Genomic DNA, 16,464 nt, shown 5'->3' on the forward strand with positions numbered 1-16,464 from the left:
TAAATTAATGGATTTTTAAGAAGATTAAAATTTAATTTTGTAAAATCTGTGACATACAGTTGCAAACGGGGTATCGCGCGTTTATATATAGTTCATGGGTATCCATCATAGTTACATGTAATACCAGAATAACGCTATCACAGAGGAAAAAGGGGAATGTAATGAAAGCAATTCAGTCTACCCGCAAAGCAGTTATTGTTGGGGCAGGACCCGGAGGATTGGCTGCAGGCATGATCCTTGCGAGTCACGGGTACGAGGTGGACGTGTATGAGAAGCAGCCGGTGGTAGGCGGCCGATCTTCCCGTTTGCATCTGGGTGAATACCGGTTTGACCGCGGAGCCACATTCCTGATGATGCCTCACCTGATCGAGGAGTTATTTGAGATGTCCGGCCGTTCGCTGGATAATTATGTAGACATGCAGGAGCTGACACCGCTGTACAGCCTGCATTTTGGGGATATGGTATTCAAGCCTTCCCGGGATCGCGAGGATACGGCAGCACAGATCGCCCGCCTGTTCCCTGGCGATGAGCAGGGATACTATCGCTATCTGGAAGAGGAAGATGTGAAGCTGGACAAGGTGATGCCTTTGCTGCGCCGTCCATTCTCCAGTCTGGCCGATTATATGCGCGCTGATGTTCTTCGTGCGCTGCCCAAGCTGCATCTGAATGATACCGTCTATGGACGGCTGTCCCGTTATTTCAAGGATGAGCGCCTCAAGCAGGCTTTTACGTTTCAGTCCAAATATCTTGGTATGTCCGCCTGGGAATGTCCGGGTACATTTACGATACTGTCCTACCTGGAACATCGCTATGGTCTTTTTCATCCCAAAGGCGGGCTGAATTCCGTGTTTGAAGCGATGGCACAGGTGATCTCCGAGCACGGCGGACGCGTACATACTTCCAGAGGGGTACAGCGTGTCATCACGCAGGGCCGCAAGGCAACCGGCGTGATCTTGGACAACGGCGAACAGATCCATGCCGACCATGTAGTAATCAATGCCGATTTTGCTTCGGCAATGAACCAGCTGTTCGAACCCGGTGTGCTGCGCAAGTATGCGCCGGATCAGCTGGCACAGAAGAAATATTCCTGTTCGGCCGCGATGCTCTATTTGGGGATTGACGGTGCTGTCGATCTGGAGCATCACTCGGTTCACTTCTCTGCCGATTATCACAAAAATGTAGATGAAATCACCAAGTTCAAGACGTTATCCGAGGACCCGTCGATCTATGTGCACAACCCTTCGGTGCTGGATTCAACGCTGGCTCCGGCAGGCAAATCGGCGCTGTATATTCTGATGCCGACGCCGAATCTGACAGGCGAGACCGACTGGGAAGCCAAGCGCGAGCAGGTGAAGGAGCAGATGCTGGATCGGGCAGAGCAGATTCCGCAGCTGCAGGGACTGCGTGACCGGATCGAGACGATGAGCTTCTTTACCCCGCTGGACTGGGAGCAGCAGCTGGATGTGTATCAGGGAGCGACCTTTAACCTGACCCACAATCTGGGACAAATGATGGCTTTTCGTCCACATAATCAATTCGAGGAAGTGGATGGCGTATGGCTGGTTGGTGGAGGAACGCATCCGGGCAGCGGACTGCCGACGATCTTTGAATCGGCGCGGATCAGTACATCGCTTATTTTCAAGCAGGACGGGGTAGCCCATTCTTCCAAAATGGACGCCGGATCGGTTCTGGCCGGGGCGGAGCCATCATGAGCCGTAGGAAAAAGATCGCCATCGTCGGCGGGGGCATCGGCGGATTGACGGCAGCCCTGTTATTAAGCCGCCGGGACGTCGATGTAACGGTATTCGAACAGAGCGACCGGCTGGGCGGACGAATCGCCTTTGAAGAAGAGGGCGAGCAGCGGATTGATCAGGGACCGACGATTGTGCTGCTGCCGGAGATGCTGTACAGCATTCTGGAGGAAGCGGGAGTCAGTCGTGATCGCCTGCCGCTGATCGAATGTGATCCGCTGTACCGTATTCATTATCCGGATGGCAAAGTGCTGACCAAGCATCGTGATCCGGAGCATCAGGCAGAGGAAGTGGAACGTGTATTTCCCGAAGAAGGACGGAATTTCCAGCGGTTTATCCGTGAGATGAGTCCGTTGTTTCCACGGGGGCAGACTTCTTTTCTGGAGCGTGACTTTCCGGCCTGGACGCAGTTTTTTAGCGGAAGCAATCTGTCGTTGATGCGCAGTCTGCGCGCCTATCGCAATCTGAGCAGCGCGGCAGGCATGTATTTCCGCCATGTACAGCTGCGTGAAGCCTATTCGCTGCAGAGCCTGTATATCGGCGGCATTCCCGAAAAGACGCCGGGACTGTATACGATGCTGCCTTATGCGGAGCATGCTTTTGGTGTCTGGATGCTCAAGGGAGGATATGGCATGCTGCCGCAGATTCTCGGAGAAGAGCTGGCGGAGCGCGGTGTTACCGTCCATCTGAATTGTCCGGTGGAGGAGATCGAGGTGCGACATGGTGTCTGTCTCGGTGTCCGGGCAGATGGAGAAAAGCAGGCATTTGATGCTGTATTGTATAATGGGGACTTTCCCTATATTCATTCCCTGTTATCTGGCAGCGAGCCGCCGATCAAGCCGCGCCGTACGCCCTATCAGCCATCTACCGGATGTGTACTGATCTATGCGGGTACCAGGCGACAATGGCCGGATATGCTGACCCATCAATTTTTCCTGCCGAATGGTCTGGATGCGAGTTTGCGCGAGACCTTCCGTAATCGTCAGCTGCCGCGGGATCCTTCCTTTTATGTATTCAATCCGGTGGCACTGGATGAAGATGCAACTCCGGCAGGCGAGAGTGTTCTGTATTTCCTGATTCCGGTAACGGATGAAGCAGGCATCGACTGGGAACAGGATACCGACCGGCTCGTGCAGCAGGTGCTGGATTCCGCCGAAGAGAGGGGATTCATCGGACTGCGTGATTCCCTGAAATGGATGAAAGTACGCACACCGGCGGATGCGCTGCGCAGCGGCTTGTATGGAGGCGGCAGCTTTGGGATTGCACCGATTCTTCGTCAGTCCGGTGTCTATCGCCCCCAGCCCAGACCTTTTCCGACCATACGCCGGTTATATGCAGCCGGAGCATCCGTGCATCCCGGCGGCGGCGTACCGATTGTGATGCAGGGAGCGAGAATGGCTGTACAGCAAATTGTAAAGGAGTTGGGAATTTGAATTATGTAAGCGAAGCGGATCTGCAAAGCTGCGAAGAAATGATCCGTCACGGTTCGTCGTCTTTTTATTATGCCTTTAGCTGGCTGAACAGTCCCGAGAAAGAAGCGGTTCATGTCATCTATGCCTTTTGCCGGATGATTGACGACAGTGTGGACGAGCCGGACCAATCCGCCTATACGATTCAGGAGCTGCAGTCCCTGTTTGCCAATCTGGAACAGGCGGAAGGACACTTTATCTGGCCTTCCCTGCGCTGGCTGTTTGATGCGTTTCCTTCATTGTCACGGACGCCGTTTCAGCGGCAGATGGACGGGCAGACATATGATTTGACCTTTACTCGCTATTCCACGATGCGGGAGCTGGAGCATTATTGTTATCTCGTAGCCGGTACGGTGGGCGAGATGCTGCTGCCTGTACTCAAGGGCGAGCACAGCGAAGAGATCCGTCATTCCGGCATTGCGCTGGGCAAAGCAATGCAGATCGTGAACATTATGCGGGATATCGGTGAAGACGGACGCAGAGGACGGCGTTATGTGCCGCTGGAGCTGCTGAACAAACACGGCTATACCGAGCAGGAGCTGGAAAACGGCGTGATCAATGATCGTTTTCGGGCGATGATGGATGAGCTGCGTCTGCTGGCCGAGCAGTGGTTTGCGACAGGGCTTGGAGATTTACATGCTTATCCGGAACGCAGTGCGTTTACGGTGGAATTGGCAGCGACATTTTATGCGGGCATTATGGATGCCATTGCAGATAATGAATACGATGTATTTTCCCAGCGTGCCTATGTGGATGAAGCGCGCAAGCGTGAGCTGCTGATGAAGGTAGCTCTGCATCATGGCGTAAATCTGGAAATGCTTGAACGGCCTGCGGTATCCTGATGGGCTGGTTATTCTGGATCTGGTACGCGATTGGAGCCGCCCTGCTGTTAACCATTCGCGTACCGGAAGTGCTGGATTTCTCGAATGGACTGTTTCTCGTATTTTACGCGCTGTATGCCCTGTATCTGATGAAGCGACATCAGGTGTATTGGCAGCTGTCCGACCGGTCAGTCACTGGTGGGAAGAGCAAACCGTATGTCCGTTTGCTGCTGCCGGCCGTGATAATCTGGCTGGGCGGGATGTCGCTGGAATGGATCGGTGTACATACCGGATGGCCGTTTGGAGAGTATGAATATACGCCTGTGCTGGGCAGCCTGATTTTCGGTGTACCGTGGACGCTCGGGTTTGGCTGGATTGGTGTGGTAGCCGGCGGAGCGCTGCTCAGTAGTGCCCGGGTGGAGACAGGCAGGCAGGTGCCTGCTGCTGTACGCTCCTGGTCTGCGCGTCTGCTGCGTGCTGTCAAAATCGGCATCTGGATCATTATTCTGGATCTGGTACTGGACCCGGTCGCCCATGCGCGCGGATTCTGGCACTGGGGCGGAAGCGGAGGATTTTATGGAGTGCCATGGAGTAATTTTATCGCCTGGTTTGTCGTGGGCGGAGTGCTCTCGCTGACACTGCCGATATTATTTATCACCCGCAAGGTGCACCGTCAGGCGACTTTTCTGTATCAGGGCATGCTGCTGCTGTTTGGGCTGCTGGCCTGGAAAGCAGGCATCGAAGGTTCGATGCTGGCGGCTGCGCTTGGCATACTGCTCGCGGAAGGGAGCTACCGGTATGATACCCGCGCATAAGTCGCTTTGGTTTGACCGGATGTTTATCCGTTACAACGAATGGTATCTGCTGCGCCGGAATTTTCATTCCTTTACCCTATCCGGTGAGCTGGATCTTGCACCGGCGGATCAGCCGGCCCTGTATATTATGAACCATAGTTCCTGGTGGGACGGTCTGCTTATTTATCATGCGTTTCGTCATACCTCGGCTGCGGATCACTATGTGATGATGGAGGAGCGTCAGCTGAACCGGTATGCCTTTTTTGGCAAGCTGGGCGCTTTCTCGATTGATAAAGGCAGTCCAGGCGATATCCGGCAGTCGCTGCGCTATGCGGCCGGGCTGCTGGAGCAGGGCAAGCGGGTATGGATGTTCCCTCAGGGAGAGATACGGCATCTGGAAATGCGTCCGCTCACTTTCCGTCCGGGTATCGGTCTACTGCTAAGACAGACCGCTGGTTCCGTGCCGGTTATTCCGGTGACATTATATTATGGACTGTATCAGCATGCCCGGCTGCAGGCTTCTCTGCAGGTCGGTGCACCTGTATATCAGGATTGGAGCAGACTGTCGCCCCGTGATTGTGCCAGTCGGCTGGAGACAATCATCACCAGCCAGCTGGACGATCAGCGTAACCGGCTGCTCATGGCAGATGGAGAGCTACCGGGTTCCAAGGATCTGATCCGCCGCCAGCGCTCTACCGATGAGAAGTACGACCACTATCGCAGCCTCAGAAAAAGGTGAATCTATGGAGTTCATGCTGCAGGCAATAACGCTCTGGCTGGTCCTTCAGCTGCTGTTCACAATCTGGAATCTCCGGCAAATGCCAAAATTGGGCAGTCGGCTGCATTCGTACGGATGGGAACAGCAGTATGATTACAGCCAGCAGAACAGCAATACCACTACCCATCATACATACAGCGGCACTGCTGCTGGCCCGGCGGATGGATTAGCGGCATCCCATGGGACTGAGCTTGCTTCCACCGGCAAACAACGACCGCTGCTGTCCATATTGATACCGGTTCGTGATGAGGAGATTAATATCCGGGAATGCCTGGAATCGGTGCTGTCCTGCCGAACCGACAGTATAGAGCTGGAGATTCTCGTCATGAACGATCATTCCGAGGACGGGACGGTTAGCGAAGTGAAAAAGGTAATGGCGGACGATACCCGTGTCCATCTGTACGAAGGGCGGCCGCTGCCCGAAGGCTGGATGGGCAAGTCGTATGCCTGTCATCAGCTGTCCCAGCATGCACAGGGAGAATGGTGGCTGTTTGTGGATGCGGATGTGAGACTCGGTCCGGAAGCGCTGGAGGCAGCGATGATAACGGCACGCTCCCAGCAGACCGGACTGATCAGCGGCTTTCCGCGCATGGAGACGGGAACCTGGCTGGAACGTCTGGTCGTGCCGATGATGGCTTTTGTGATTGGCTATCATCTGCCGATCATGATGGTGCGGCGCAGTCCACTTCCCTTTTACCTGGCTGTAACCGGGGCGTGGCTGATGATTCACCGGGATAGCTATGTACGCTGCGGCGGTCACAAGCATATTTTTAATCATATTGTTGAAGACATGGAGCTGGCCAAAGCGGTCAAAAAAGCCGGTGATCCGGTTACGCTGGCGGATGTGCAGCGTCATACCTCGGCCCGCATGTATCGTAATGCCGCCCAGGTATGGGAAGGCTACAAGAAAAATATATTTGCCGGTACCGGGCGCAATCCGCTGCTCGTACTGGGGATTACTGTATTATATACACTGCTGTTTATATGGCCGCTGCTCATGCTGATCTATGGTCTGATCACCATGCAGACGGAGCTGATCGGCTGGTCGGCAGCAGCCGTACTGACAGGGATGCTGAGCAAAGGAATCATCGATCATCACAGCGGCAAGCCATTTTGGATGGGTGTACTGCTGCCTGCCAGTGCTCTCTGTCTAATCCTGATTCTGCTCGATTCCTGGTTCGCAGGCATCAAGGGCAAAGGCTACAGCTGGAAAGGCAGGACCTGCGGATGAATATCAATCAACAGCCCGGCAGCCGCAAGATCATTATCATTGGTGCCGGTTTTGGCGGATTGTCATGCGCCATTACGCTGGCAGTCAGAGGCTATGAAGTCACTATGCTGGAAAAGCAGCCTGTCGTGGGCGGCAAGCTGCAGTCGATTGAACGGGCCGGCTATCATTTTGACCGGGGACCGAGCACGATTACGATGCCGCATGTATTCCGCAGCGTATTTGAATATGCCGGCCGGTCGATGGATGATTATGTGCACCTGTACGAACTGGAGCCGCGCACACGCAATATTTTCGCTGATGGATCGGTTGTGGATCTGAGCCGTGACGCCTCCGTGACAGCGCAGCAGATTGCTGCATACAGTCCGGAGGATGCGTTGAATTATCCGCGCTTTCTGCAGGAAGCCGAGGCACTGTATCAGAAAGCGGATACCCAGTTCCTGAATACCCTGCTGCTGTCATGGAAGGACAAGCTCAAACCTTCCATGGGCAAAAGTCTGCTGCGTGTCCGTCCGCTGACTACGCTCCAATTGCTGCTGCGCAAATATTTCCGTCATCCCAATACATTGATGCTGCTGGGACGGTATGCTACCTATGTGGGAGCTTCCCCGTATCAGGCGCCGTCGATTTTTGCCATGATGGCTCATGTGGAAGCCAATCAGGGTGTCTATGGGGTACGCGGAGGTACCTATCAGATTGTGCGCGGGATGGAGAAGCTGGCGCTGGAGCTGGGCGTACAGATCCGAACGGGTGTGGAAGTGAACCGGATTCTGACGAGTTCCGGCCGGGTAAGCGGGGTGGAGACGGATCAGGGAAGCTGGCAGGCCCCGCTGGTCATTGTAAATGGGGATGTACTGAGCGCCAATCGAATGCTGCTGCCACAGGAGCAGCGTCCTTCCCTGCCGGATCGACGGATCGACGCCTATGAGCCTTCCCTGTCCGGATTCGTAACACTGGCCGGTGTACCGCAGCAGTACGATCAGCTGCTGCATCATACGGTCTTTTTCCCGGAACAATATGAGCCGGAGTTCCAGTCGATTTTCGGGCAAAAAAAGCCGCCAGTCCAGCCGACGCTGTATATTTGCCATTCCGGTTATTCCGAACCGGAGCTTGCGCCGCCGGGTGGCAGCAATCTGTTTATTCTGGCCAATGCGCCCTATATATCGGATCAATGGAACTGGCAGGAGCAGCGTGAATCATATGGTCAGCAGATCGGTAAGATCCTGGAAGGATACGGTCTGTACGGCATCCGCCAGGGCCCGGTCTGGGAACATTATACGCCCGAGGATATTCGGCGTGATACGTATGCGCATCAGGGTGCAATCTATGGCATATCGTCCAATGGTCCACGCCAGACCTTTTTCCGGCCGGGCAATCGCAGCCGGGATGTGCAGGGATTATGGTATGTAGGAGGCACGACTCATCCCGGCGGAGGCACGCCGGTTGTGACGCTGTCCGGGCAGCTAGTCGCCCGGCATATTGCCGATCATTTGTAGGCTCTACAGACACAGTTCTGGTGGGCATTGTTCGGAATGCAGGCAGCATATCTATTATTCCTGTTTGGATTACAACGGAATGCTGGTATATTTAAATAATGGGCTTGCAGGATGAGCCAAATGAATACAAGGAAGTGGCCGGTCCATCGCAGAGGGCTGATCAGCATGATCATGACAGCATCTGCAGGCGGCCGGTTTCAGAGAGGAAGGGCTCATGAATCAGGAGAACCCTATAACAGGCAATATTTCCGACCGGAAAAGCGCACATGTACGACTCTGTCTGGAAGAAGACGTAGCTGGAGCAGGCGTCACCTCAGGACTGGAGCATTATCACTTTCGTCACCAGGCGCTGCCGGAGACGGATTTTGGCAGTATTGATCTGAGTACATCATTTCTGGATATTCCGATGCGTGCGCCGCTGCTGATCAGCTCCATGACCGGCGGCAGCGAAGCGACCGGGCAGATCAACCGTCGTCTTGCCGAAGCTGCGCAAAGCCGCGGCTGGGCGATGGGACTTGGATCAGTCCGGGCAGCGATTGAGCATGATGAGCTGGCGGCTACATTTAATGTGCGCCAGCAGGCACCGACTATTCCGGTCATCGCCAATCTGGGAGCGGTTCAGCTCAATTACGGATTTGGTATCGACGAATGCAGACGTGCTGTGGAACTGGCGGAAGCGAGTGCGCTGGTGCTGCATCTGAACAGCCTGCAGGAAGTGTTTCAGCCGGAAGGCAATGTCAACTTTGCCGGACTGCTGTCCCGGATCGAGCAGGTCGCCCGGCAGCTGGATGTTCCGGTAGGCATCAAGGAAGTGGGCTGGGGCATTGATGGAAGTACCGCACGCCGGCTGGCCAATGCCGGAGCTGCTTTTATCGATGTAGCTGGAGCGGGCGGCACATCATGGAGCCAGGTGGAGAAATTCCGCAGCAGCGATCCGGTGCGCCGCGCCGCTGCCGAGGCATTCGCAGGCTGGGGGACGCCGACCGCGGAGTGTATCCGCGACGTGCGCGAGCAGCTTCCGCAGATGCCGCTGATTGGCAGCGGTGGACTGAGTCATGGCGTCGATGCCGCCAAAGCGATTGCACTCGGTGCCGATCTGGCAGGCTTTGGCCGTTCGCTGCTGGGAGCCGCGGTCGAATCGACAGAGGCACTGGAGCAGGTGCTGACCCGTGTAGAGTTTGAGCTGTCGGCAGCCATGTTCGGCGTCGGAGCTGCCCGGATCAGTGAACTGCAGCAGACCGACCGGCTATACAGATACGAATAGAATAGCCATGCACCAAGCCCGGGATGGATTCCGGGCTTTCTCGCGTAGGTTTGAACTTAATCTAATCTGGAGTTAAGCGAAGTTTTTTGCAAAAAACATTTTGAAATTAAGAAATTTTCTGCAAAACTCTACAAAATTCGTGCCTGCAAGACGATAACATATAGGTAATTCGTACTATACATCATGATCGTAATTGCAGGGAGGAAAGAGAAATTGAAAAAGCTTCAGCAAATCAGATTGGGGTTGCGTCCCAAACTGTATCTTATTATTCTGCTGCCATTATTCATTATCGGCTCGCTGACCATGTGGACGACTCAGCGCCTCATACAGGAATCAGCGTTATCTACACTTCAACAAAGCAATGAGACGCTGGCGACCCATACCGCAGCACAGCTGAATACGGATGAGATCCGTAAATTATATACGTACAGTGACCCCGAACAGAGCCAGGAATACAAAGACCTGCGCACCCAGATCAATAATTTGCGATTGCAGTCCGGGGCGCTCTATGTATACCTGTTTAACTACACGGATAATACATGGTTTTACACAGTGGATGGAGCAGACTGGAATGATGAGGAATACAGTCCTTACAATGATTCCATGGATTTTGATGCCGATGCGGCAGCACGGCTGACTGCCGGCCAGAGCGTGACCACCGATGTGGTGTCTGATCCGGAATGGGGAGATTTGTTCTCTACCTTTACTCCGATCAAGGACAAGAGCGGCCAGACCGTAGGCTATCTGGGAATCGATATTTCTGCAGCGGCTGTTAATAAGGTATATGAACAAACACTGACCCAGGCATACAAGCTGGTCATTCCGATCTTTGCCACTGTTGTGCTATTGGCAGCACTGTGTGCGATGCTGTTTATCCGCCGTACACTGTCTCAGGTGGGAGAGATCAAGCACAGTATGGAGCGAGTCACTGAGGGAGATCTGACTATAGGATCGCAGCGCATTACCGGTGATCAGCTGGGTGAGATCAGCGACCTCAACAATTCCATGATCCATCATATTACCGAGATGATTACCAGCATTCAGTCTGGTTCCAGTACACTGCAGGATTCTTCCCAGTATATTGCTGAAGTCGCCGAAGGAACACTTCGCCAGACAGAAGAACTGTCCCGGGCTATTCAGGAAATTGCCTCCGGTTCGACCCAGCAGGCAGAGCAGACCGAACAATCCGTCCAGCAGTCGACCCAGCTGGGCCATATTATCGATGAAATCGGCAGCTATGTGAGCCAGTTCAGCGCCACAGCCGAGCAGCTGTCGAGTGTGAGCGACAAGGTAAGGCACGAACATGAACAATTGTTACAACAAGGAAAAGATAATGTCGCCCGTGTCCAGCAGATCCAGCAGCAATCCGAGATTCTGGCAGAGCAGTCCCGCGAAGCTTCCAACATCAGCGGACAGGTGCAGAGCATCGTCAAGCAGACACAGATACTGGCGCTTAACGCCTCGATCGAAGCTTCCCGTGCCGGTGAAGCAGGCAAAGGCTTCTCGGTCGTCGCAAGCGAGATGCGCCATCTGGCCCAGCAATCCGAACAGTCCATCGGCGAAATCGACAGTATTCTCCGCCAGTTTGTGGAGCAGATCAGCCGGATCAATGTACAGTTTGAAGCGAATATGGATTCGGCGAACCGTCAGGAAGTGCAGATCGAGGAGTGTATGGAATCCTTTGAACAGGTAAGTCGGGTGTCCGATGAAGTGCATCAGCTGGCGCTAAAGCTGTCGGAGAAAACAGACGATATGCAGCATATCCGCCATGAGGTAGAAGAACATCTGGGCTATATCGCTTCGGCAACCGAGGAGACGTCCGCCATGACCGAGGAAGTCGCTGCCAGTGCACTGGAACAGCAAAAATCCGTCTCGGAACTTTCCGAGATATCCGGCAGCCTGAAGACGCTGGCTCACGACCTGAAGGGACAATCGGATAAATTTATCGTATAGTTCGTTTGCCACCTCTGTTGTTCTCATATATAATAGTGTGGAAATTCAGATCGAATGCTTACCAATTCAACTAATAGGAGTTGTCATATAAATGGCTTTGAAAGCTGGTATTGTCGGGCTTCCTAACGTCGGGAAATCCACACTTTTTAATGCAATTACCCAGGCGGGTGCCGAATCCGCCAACTATCCGTTCTGTACGATTGATCCAAACGTCGGTATTGTCGAAGTGCCGGACGAGCGTCTGGACAAACTGACCGAACTCGTTGAACCGAAAAAAACCGTCCCTACCGCATTTGAATTCGTCGATATCGCCGGTCTCGTACGCGGCGCAAGCAAAGGCGAAGGCCTGGGCAACAAATTCCTCGCCCATATCCGTGAAGTCGATGCAATTGTACACGTGGTACGCTGCTTTGAAGACGAGAACATCACACACGTCGATGGCAAAATCGATCCGATCAGCGATATCCAGACGATCAACCTGGAGCTGATTCTGGCCGATCTGGACAGCGTTGAGAAGCGTATCGACCGTTCCAAAAAGAACATGAAGGGCGGCAACAAGCAGTACGCACAGGAAGTGGAAGTACTGGAGCGCATCAAGGAAGCCCTGTACAACGACATGCCTGTCCGCAGCGTGGAGCTGACCGACGAAGAGCGCCTGATCGTTCGCGATCTGCACCTGCTGACGATGAAGCCGGTACTGTACGCAGCCAACGTAAGCGAAGATGGCGTAACTGAAGCCGACACCAACCCTTATGTTCTGAAAGTCAAAGAATTCGCCGAAGCGGAAAATGCCGTTGTCGTTCCGATCAGTGCCAAGATCGAAGCGGATATTTCCGAAATGGAAGATGAAGACAAAGCGATGTTCCTCGAAGAACTGGGTCTGTCCGAATCCGGCCTGAACCGCCTGATCAAGGCAGCCTACCGTCTGCTCGGTCTGTACACGTACTTTACAGCCGGTGTACAGGAAGTACGCGCCTGGACGATCCGCAAAGGCACCAAAGCTCCTGGAGCAGCCGGTGTTATCCATACGGACTTTGAGCGCGGATTTATCCGTGCCGAAGTAGTGAGCTATGAAGATCTGGTCAATGCCGGTTCCATGAACGGTGCCAAAGAACGTGGCCAGCTGCGCCTCGAAGGCAAAGAGTATGTCGTGCAGGATGGCGACGTTATGCACTTCCGTTTCAACGTATAAGAATTAGACGGATCTACCGGTTCATTCCTATATGAAAGTATAAAGTATAAAAGCCTTATTCCATAAAGCTCTCCGTATACGCTAGGTATACGAGTGGGCTGGCGGGATAAGGCTTTTATTTTGCCGGAAAAGGCTGATGAGGAGCATGCCCAACCTTTTCAGTTCTCATTGCTGGATACACACAAATAAATGCAGGAACAGCCCGTCATTTGACGGACCGTTCCTGCATCAATAATGGTTATCCTGTATTCATCCTGATGATTCCTGCATGATTAGCGGTTCACGTTAACCATGCCTGCTTCGGGATAGCGTTCGCCGACCGCTGCACCTTTGGGAGCGACGGCATCAATCCGCTGCAGCTCTTCATCGGTAAAGGAAACATCCAGTGCTCCCACATTTTCCAGCAGATATTTGGTCTTTTTCGTGCCGGGGATCGGAGCGATATCTTCTCCCTGTGCCAGCAGCCAGGCGAGCGCCAGCTGGGAAGAGGTGCAGTTCTTCTCCTGAGCAATCTCGCCGATCCGGTCGACCAGATCAAGATTTTTCTGGAAATTATCGCCCTGAAAGCGCGGCGAGTAGCGGCGGTAATCATCTTCCGCCAGATCATCGAATGACTTGATCTGACCGGTCAAAAAGCCGCGTCCGAGTGGGCTGTACGGCACAAAGCCAATTCCGAGCTCACGGCACACCGGCAGAATCTCGTCTTCCACATCCCGGCTCCAGAGAGAGTATTCGGTCTGCAGCGCCGAGATCGGGAATACATCATACGCCCGGCGAATCGTCGTAGCAGAAGCCTCGGACATTCCCAGATAGCGCACTTTGCCTTCACGTACCAGTTCGGCCATCGCCCCGATCGTTTCTTCGATTGGTACATCGGGATCGACGCGGTGCTGATAATACAGGTCGATCGTATCGATGCCGAGCCGCTTCAGGCTTTTCTCACATGCTTCGCGCACATATTCGGGACGCCCGCTGATTCCCTGGTACGATCCGTCATCACCACGAACATTACCGAACTTGGTGGCGATGATAACATCATGGCGATGCTTGCGAATAAAGGGACCGATAAACTCCTCGTTGTGTCCATTTCCGTACATGTCTGCAGTATCATAAAAAGTAATACCTTTCTCAAAAGCCAGCTCCAGAGTGCGCAGCGATTCCTGCTCATCCCTTCCCGAGTAGAACTCGGACATTCCCATACATCCCAGACCGAGCGGTGATACGACAAGCCCCTGCTTTCCAATGGTTCGTTGAGTAATGGTCATGATTTTCCTCCTTGAGGTTCATGTAATGGCTGACGGGCGATAGAGAAATAGATACGCTGTACCGGACATGAGCGGATGGCTGCACATAACAGACATCGAAGCTAATCATTCCGATATGCTTATTATAAATAACCGGCAGAACAATAGCCAAATCCGGCTAAAAACGCTTCGTCAGCCCTACGCAAAAAAATGGTGAAAACTGCATATTTAGGATAGGAAAGCTGTCCTGCTTATGCTATAATCAAGAGTCGTAACCCTGTATTTGACGCATAATGGCAGCTGTATCCCGTACATCTGTGATGCGGTTGGAGGCAGGGTATTCCTTTTATCGTTATATTTCCGTTTGCGGAAGTTGTTGGAACAGGCATATTTCACAGTTCCAAGTGGATGTGCGGTATCGTATTTTCCCTGAATTTTATAAATAACTATTGAATATATGAAGAGGTGGTTTTCCGTGTTAGATCGTTTACAGGCATTAGCGGACCGCTATGAGAAATTGAGCGAGTTGTTGTGTGATCCGGATGTGGCGAGTGATTCCAAGCGTCTGCGTGATTATTCCAAGGAACAGTCGGATCTACAGCCGACATTTGAAGCGTATACCGAATATCGCCGGGTAACCGAAGAGCTGGATGCAGCCAAGCAGCTCCAGGGCGAGAAGCTCGATGACGATATGCGCGAGATGGTCAAGATGGAGATCGATGAACTGTCTGCCCGCAAGGAAGAACTGGAAGAGCAGATTCATATTCTGTTGATGCCAAAAGATCCAAATGACGATAAAAACGTCATCGTGGAGATTCGCGGCGCGGCAGGCGGCGACGAGGCAGCATTGTTCGCAGCCGATCTGTATCGTATGTATACCCGTTTCGCAGATACACAGGGCTGGCGCGTCGAAGTGCTGGATACCAATGTCAGCGATCTGGGCGGATTCAAGGAAGTGACTTTCCTGATCAATGGACGCGGCGCTTACAGCAAGCTCAAATTCGAGAGCGGCGCACACCGTGTACAGCGTATTCCTTCGACAGAATCAGGCGGACGTATTCATACGTCCACCTCGACAGTGGCGGTTATGCCGGAAGCGGAAGAGCTGGACATTGAGATTCATGACCGAGATATCCGTGTGGATACATTTTGTTCCAGCGGTGCGGGCGGCCAGTCCGTCAACACGACCAAATCGGCAGTACGGGTTACCCATATGCCGACCGGAATCGTAGCGACCTGTCAGGACGGCAAATCTCAGAACTCCAATAAGGAAAAAGCGCTTCAGGTACTGCGCGCCCGTATCTCCGATATGATGCGTCAGGAAGAAGAAGCCAAATACGCCGGCGAGCGTAAAAGCAAAGTAGGTACCGGAGATCGCAGTGAGCGTATCCGTACGTATAATTTTCCGCAGAGTCGTGTGACCGACCACCGGATCGGACTGACACTGCACAAGCTGGATCAGGTTATGAATGGCGAGATCGAAGAAATCGTATCGGCGCTGACACTGGCCGAGCAGGCTGACCTGATGGCCAAAGAGGCCTGATCGGTTGGCACAGGATCAACAGCTGTTCGTCATGCAGCCGCAGCGAAGTATAAGGGAAGCCTATGTTGAGGCTTCTTCTTTTTTAAGGGAGCAGCAGGTGATGGAGCCGGAATCCAATACCAGACTGCTGCTGGAATGGGTGCTGGGATTATCGGGAGCTGCTTATTATATGGCACTGCCCGACCCCTTTCCGGTAGACAAGCGTGAATCCTGGGAGAGCGTAGTGAATCGCAAAGCCCAGGGTGAACCGGCACAGTATATTATCGGGGAACAGGAATTTTACGGAGAATTGTTCCACGTGAATCGTTCGGTACTCATTCCGCGTCCGGAAACGGAGCTGCTCGTCGAAGCGGTGGTGAAGCTGGGGCATACGCTTCCTTCACGCGCCGATGGAGAGCGTCCGATCTGCGTCGATATTGGCACAGGCAGCGGAGCCATCGCGCTCACGATTGCCCGCCTTTGTCCCGATTGGGAAGTATGGGCAAGTGATATTTCGGCGGACGCTCTGCAGGTCGCACAGCATAACAGCAGACAGCAGGGCACGGAGATTGGCTGGCAGCAGGGCAATCTGCTGGAGCCATTTGCCGGGAAGCGTGTGAATATTGTGGTATCCAACCCGCCGTATATTCCCGATGAAGACATCGCCGGATTGCAGCCGGAAGTGAGAGAGCATGAGCCGCTGACCGCACTGGCCGGCGGCCCGGATGGTCTCGGACCTTACCGGATCATGATGTCCCAGCTGAGTCTGCTGGCGAATCGCCCGGAGATGGTCGCTTTTGAACTGGGCCAGGGACAGGCCCCGGATGTTGCACAGATGGTTCGTGAAGCGGGCTATGAACAGATTCATATTATCAAGGACCTTGCCGGTATTGAACGTCATGTAATTGGAATCCTAACCTGAAGCAGTACAGGTTGAATGCGAAAAGGAGAC

General features: G+C 53.5%; 13 protein-coding genes. 12 read left to right on the forward strand and 1 reads right to left on the reverse strand.

Annotated elements, in window-relative coordinates:
* Positions 1-161 precede the first annotated feature (161 nt).
* From WH45_RS02685 to ychF, 10 genes are all read left to right on the forward strand, one after another.
* Positions 162-1,712, forward strand: coding sequence for a phytoene desaturase family protein (locus WH45_RS02685; protein WP_046212819.1), 1,551 nt, complete (start codon positions 162-164; stop codon positions 1,710-1,712).
* Entirely contained in the window at positions 1,709-3,184 is a 1,476-nt protein-coding gene (locus WH45_RS02690; protein WP_046212820.1) for a phytoene desaturase family protein, read from the forward strand. Before WH45_RS02685 ends, WH45_RS02690 begins: the two co-directional genes overlap by 4 nt.
* Complete coding sequence (locus tag WH45_RS02695; RefSeq protein ID WP_082096494.1) at positions 3,181-4,062, forward strand: phytoene/squalene synthase family protein; 882 nt, start codon at positions 3,181-3,183, stop codon at positions 4,060-4,062. Before WH45_RS02690 ends, WH45_RS02695 begins: the two co-directional genes overlap by 4 nt.
* Positions 4,062-4,856, forward strand: coding sequence for a carotenoid biosynthesis protein (locus tag WH45_RS02700; protein WP_046212821.1), 795 nt, complete (start codon positions 4,062-4,064; stop codon positions 4,854-4,856). The genes WH45_RS02695 and WH45_RS02700 overlap by 1 nt, the downstream gene beginning before the upstream one ends.
* Positions 4,840-5,574, forward strand: a complete 735-nt coding sequence (locus WH45_RS02705) for a lysophospholipid acyltransferase family protein (RefSeq protein WP_046212822.1) — start codon at positions 4,840-4,842, stop codon at positions 5,572-5,574. The genes WH45_RS02700 and WH45_RS02705 overlap by 17 nt, the downstream gene beginning before the upstream one ends.
* Positions 5,575-5,587: 13 nt before the next feature.
* Entirely contained in the window at positions 5,588-6,844 is a 1,257-nt protein-coding gene (locus tag WH45_RS02710; RefSeq protein ID WP_235338224.1) for a glycosyltransferase family 2 protein, read from the forward strand.
* Positions 6,841-8,337 carry a phytoene desaturase family protein gene (locus WH45_RS02715; protein WP_046212824.1) on the forward strand — a complete coding sequence of 499 codons (1,497 nt, stop codon included), beginning with the start codon at positions 6,841-6,843 and terminating at the stop codon, positions 8,335-8,337. The genes WH45_RS02710 and WH45_RS02715 overlap by 4 nt, the downstream gene beginning before the upstream one ends.
* Positions 8,338-8,551: 214 nt before the next feature.
* Positions 8,552-9,601, forward strand: a complete 1,050-nt coding sequence (gene fni / locus WH45_RS02720) for a type 2 isopentenyl-diphosphate Delta-isomerase (protein ID WP_052723590.1) — start codon at positions 8,552-8,554, stop codon at positions 9,599-9,601.
* Positions 9,602-9,814: 213 nt separating this feature from the next.
* Positions 9,815-11,554, forward strand: a complete 1,740-nt coding sequence (locus WH45_RS02725) for a methyl-accepting chemotaxis protein (RefSeq protein ID WP_082096497.1) — start codon at positions 9,815-9,817, stop codon at positions 11,552-11,554.
* Between the two features lie 91 nt (positions 11,555-11,645).
* A complete protein-coding gene (gene ychF, locus WH45_RS02730; RefSeq protein WP_046212827.1) occupies positions 11,646-12,746 on the forward strand; it encodes a redox-regulated ATPase YchF in 1,101 nt (366 codons plus the stop codon).
* Positions 12,747-13,018: 272 nt separating this feature from the next.
* Here the strand turns inward: ychF and WH45_RS02735 are convergent, their stop codons facing one another.
* On the reverse strand, positions 13,019-14,005 hold the full coding sequence (locus WH45_RS02735; RefSeq protein ID WP_152663472.1) for an aldo/keto reductase: 987 nt from the start codon (positions 14,003-14,005) through the stop codon (positions 13,019-13,021).
* 460 nt (positions 14,006-14,465) lie between these two features.
* Here WH45_RS02735 and prfA point away from each other — a divergent pair, with 460 nt between their 5' ends.
* Both prfA and prmC read left to right on the forward strand, forming a co-directional pair.
* Entirely contained in the window at positions 14,466-15,533 is a 1,068-nt protein-coding gene (gene prfA / locus WH45_RS02740; protein ID WP_046212829.1) for a peptide chain release factor 1, read from the forward strand.
* Between the two features lie 31 nt (positions 15,534-15,564).
* Positions 15,565-16,434 carry a peptide chain release factor N(5)-glutamine methyltransferase gene (prmC, locus tag WH45_RS02745; protein WP_046212948.1) on the forward strand — a complete coding sequence of 290 codons (870 nt, stop codon included), beginning with the start codon at positions 15,565-15,567 and terminating at the stop codon, positions 16,432-16,434.
* Positions 16,435-16,464 lie beyond the last annotated feature (30 nt).

Source organism: Paenibacillus wulumuqiensis (assembly GCF_000971965.1).
Taxonomy (GTDB): domain Bacteria; phylum Bacillota; class Bacilli; order Paenibacillales; family Paenibacillaceae; genus Saccharibacillus; species Saccharibacillus wulumuqiensis.

Bases quoted from the DNA above. Each gene is read 5' to 3' on its own strand.
- WH45_RS02685 (WP_046212819.1), top strand. From the start codon at position 162: ATGAAAGCAATTCAGTCTACCCGCAAAGCAGTTATTGTTGGGGCAGGA.
- WH45_RS02690 (WP_046212820.1), top strand. From the start codon at position 1,709: ATGAGCCGTAGGAAAAAGATCGCCATCGTCGGCGGGGGCATCGGCGGA.
- WH45_RS02700 (WP_046212821.1), top strand. From the start codon at position 4,062: ATGGGCTGGTTATTCTGGATCTGGTACGCGATTGGAGCCGCCCTGCTG.
- WH45_RS02705 (WP_046212822.1), top strand. From the start codon at position 4,840: ATGATACCCGCGCATAAGTCGCTTTGGTTTGACCGGATGTTTATCCGT.
- WH45_RS02710 (WP_235338224.1), top strand. From the start codon at position 5,588: ATGCTGCAGGCAATAACGCTCTGGCTGGTCCTTCAGCTGCTGTTCACA.
- WH45_RS02715 (WP_046212824.1), top strand. From the start codon at position 6,841: ATGAATATCAATCAACAGCCCGGCAGCCGCAAGATCATTATCATTGGT.
- fni (WP_052723590.1), top strand. From the start codon at position 8,552: ATGAATCAGGAGAACCCTATAACAGGCAATATTTCCGACCGGAAAAGC.
- ychF (WP_046212827.1), top strand. From the start codon at position 11,646: ATGGCTTTGAAAGCTGGTATTGTCGGGCTTCCTAACGTCGGGAAATCC.
- prmC (WP_046212948.1), top strand. From the start codon at position 15,565: ATGCAGCCGCAGCGAAGTATAAGGGAAGCCTATGTTGAGGCTTCTTCT.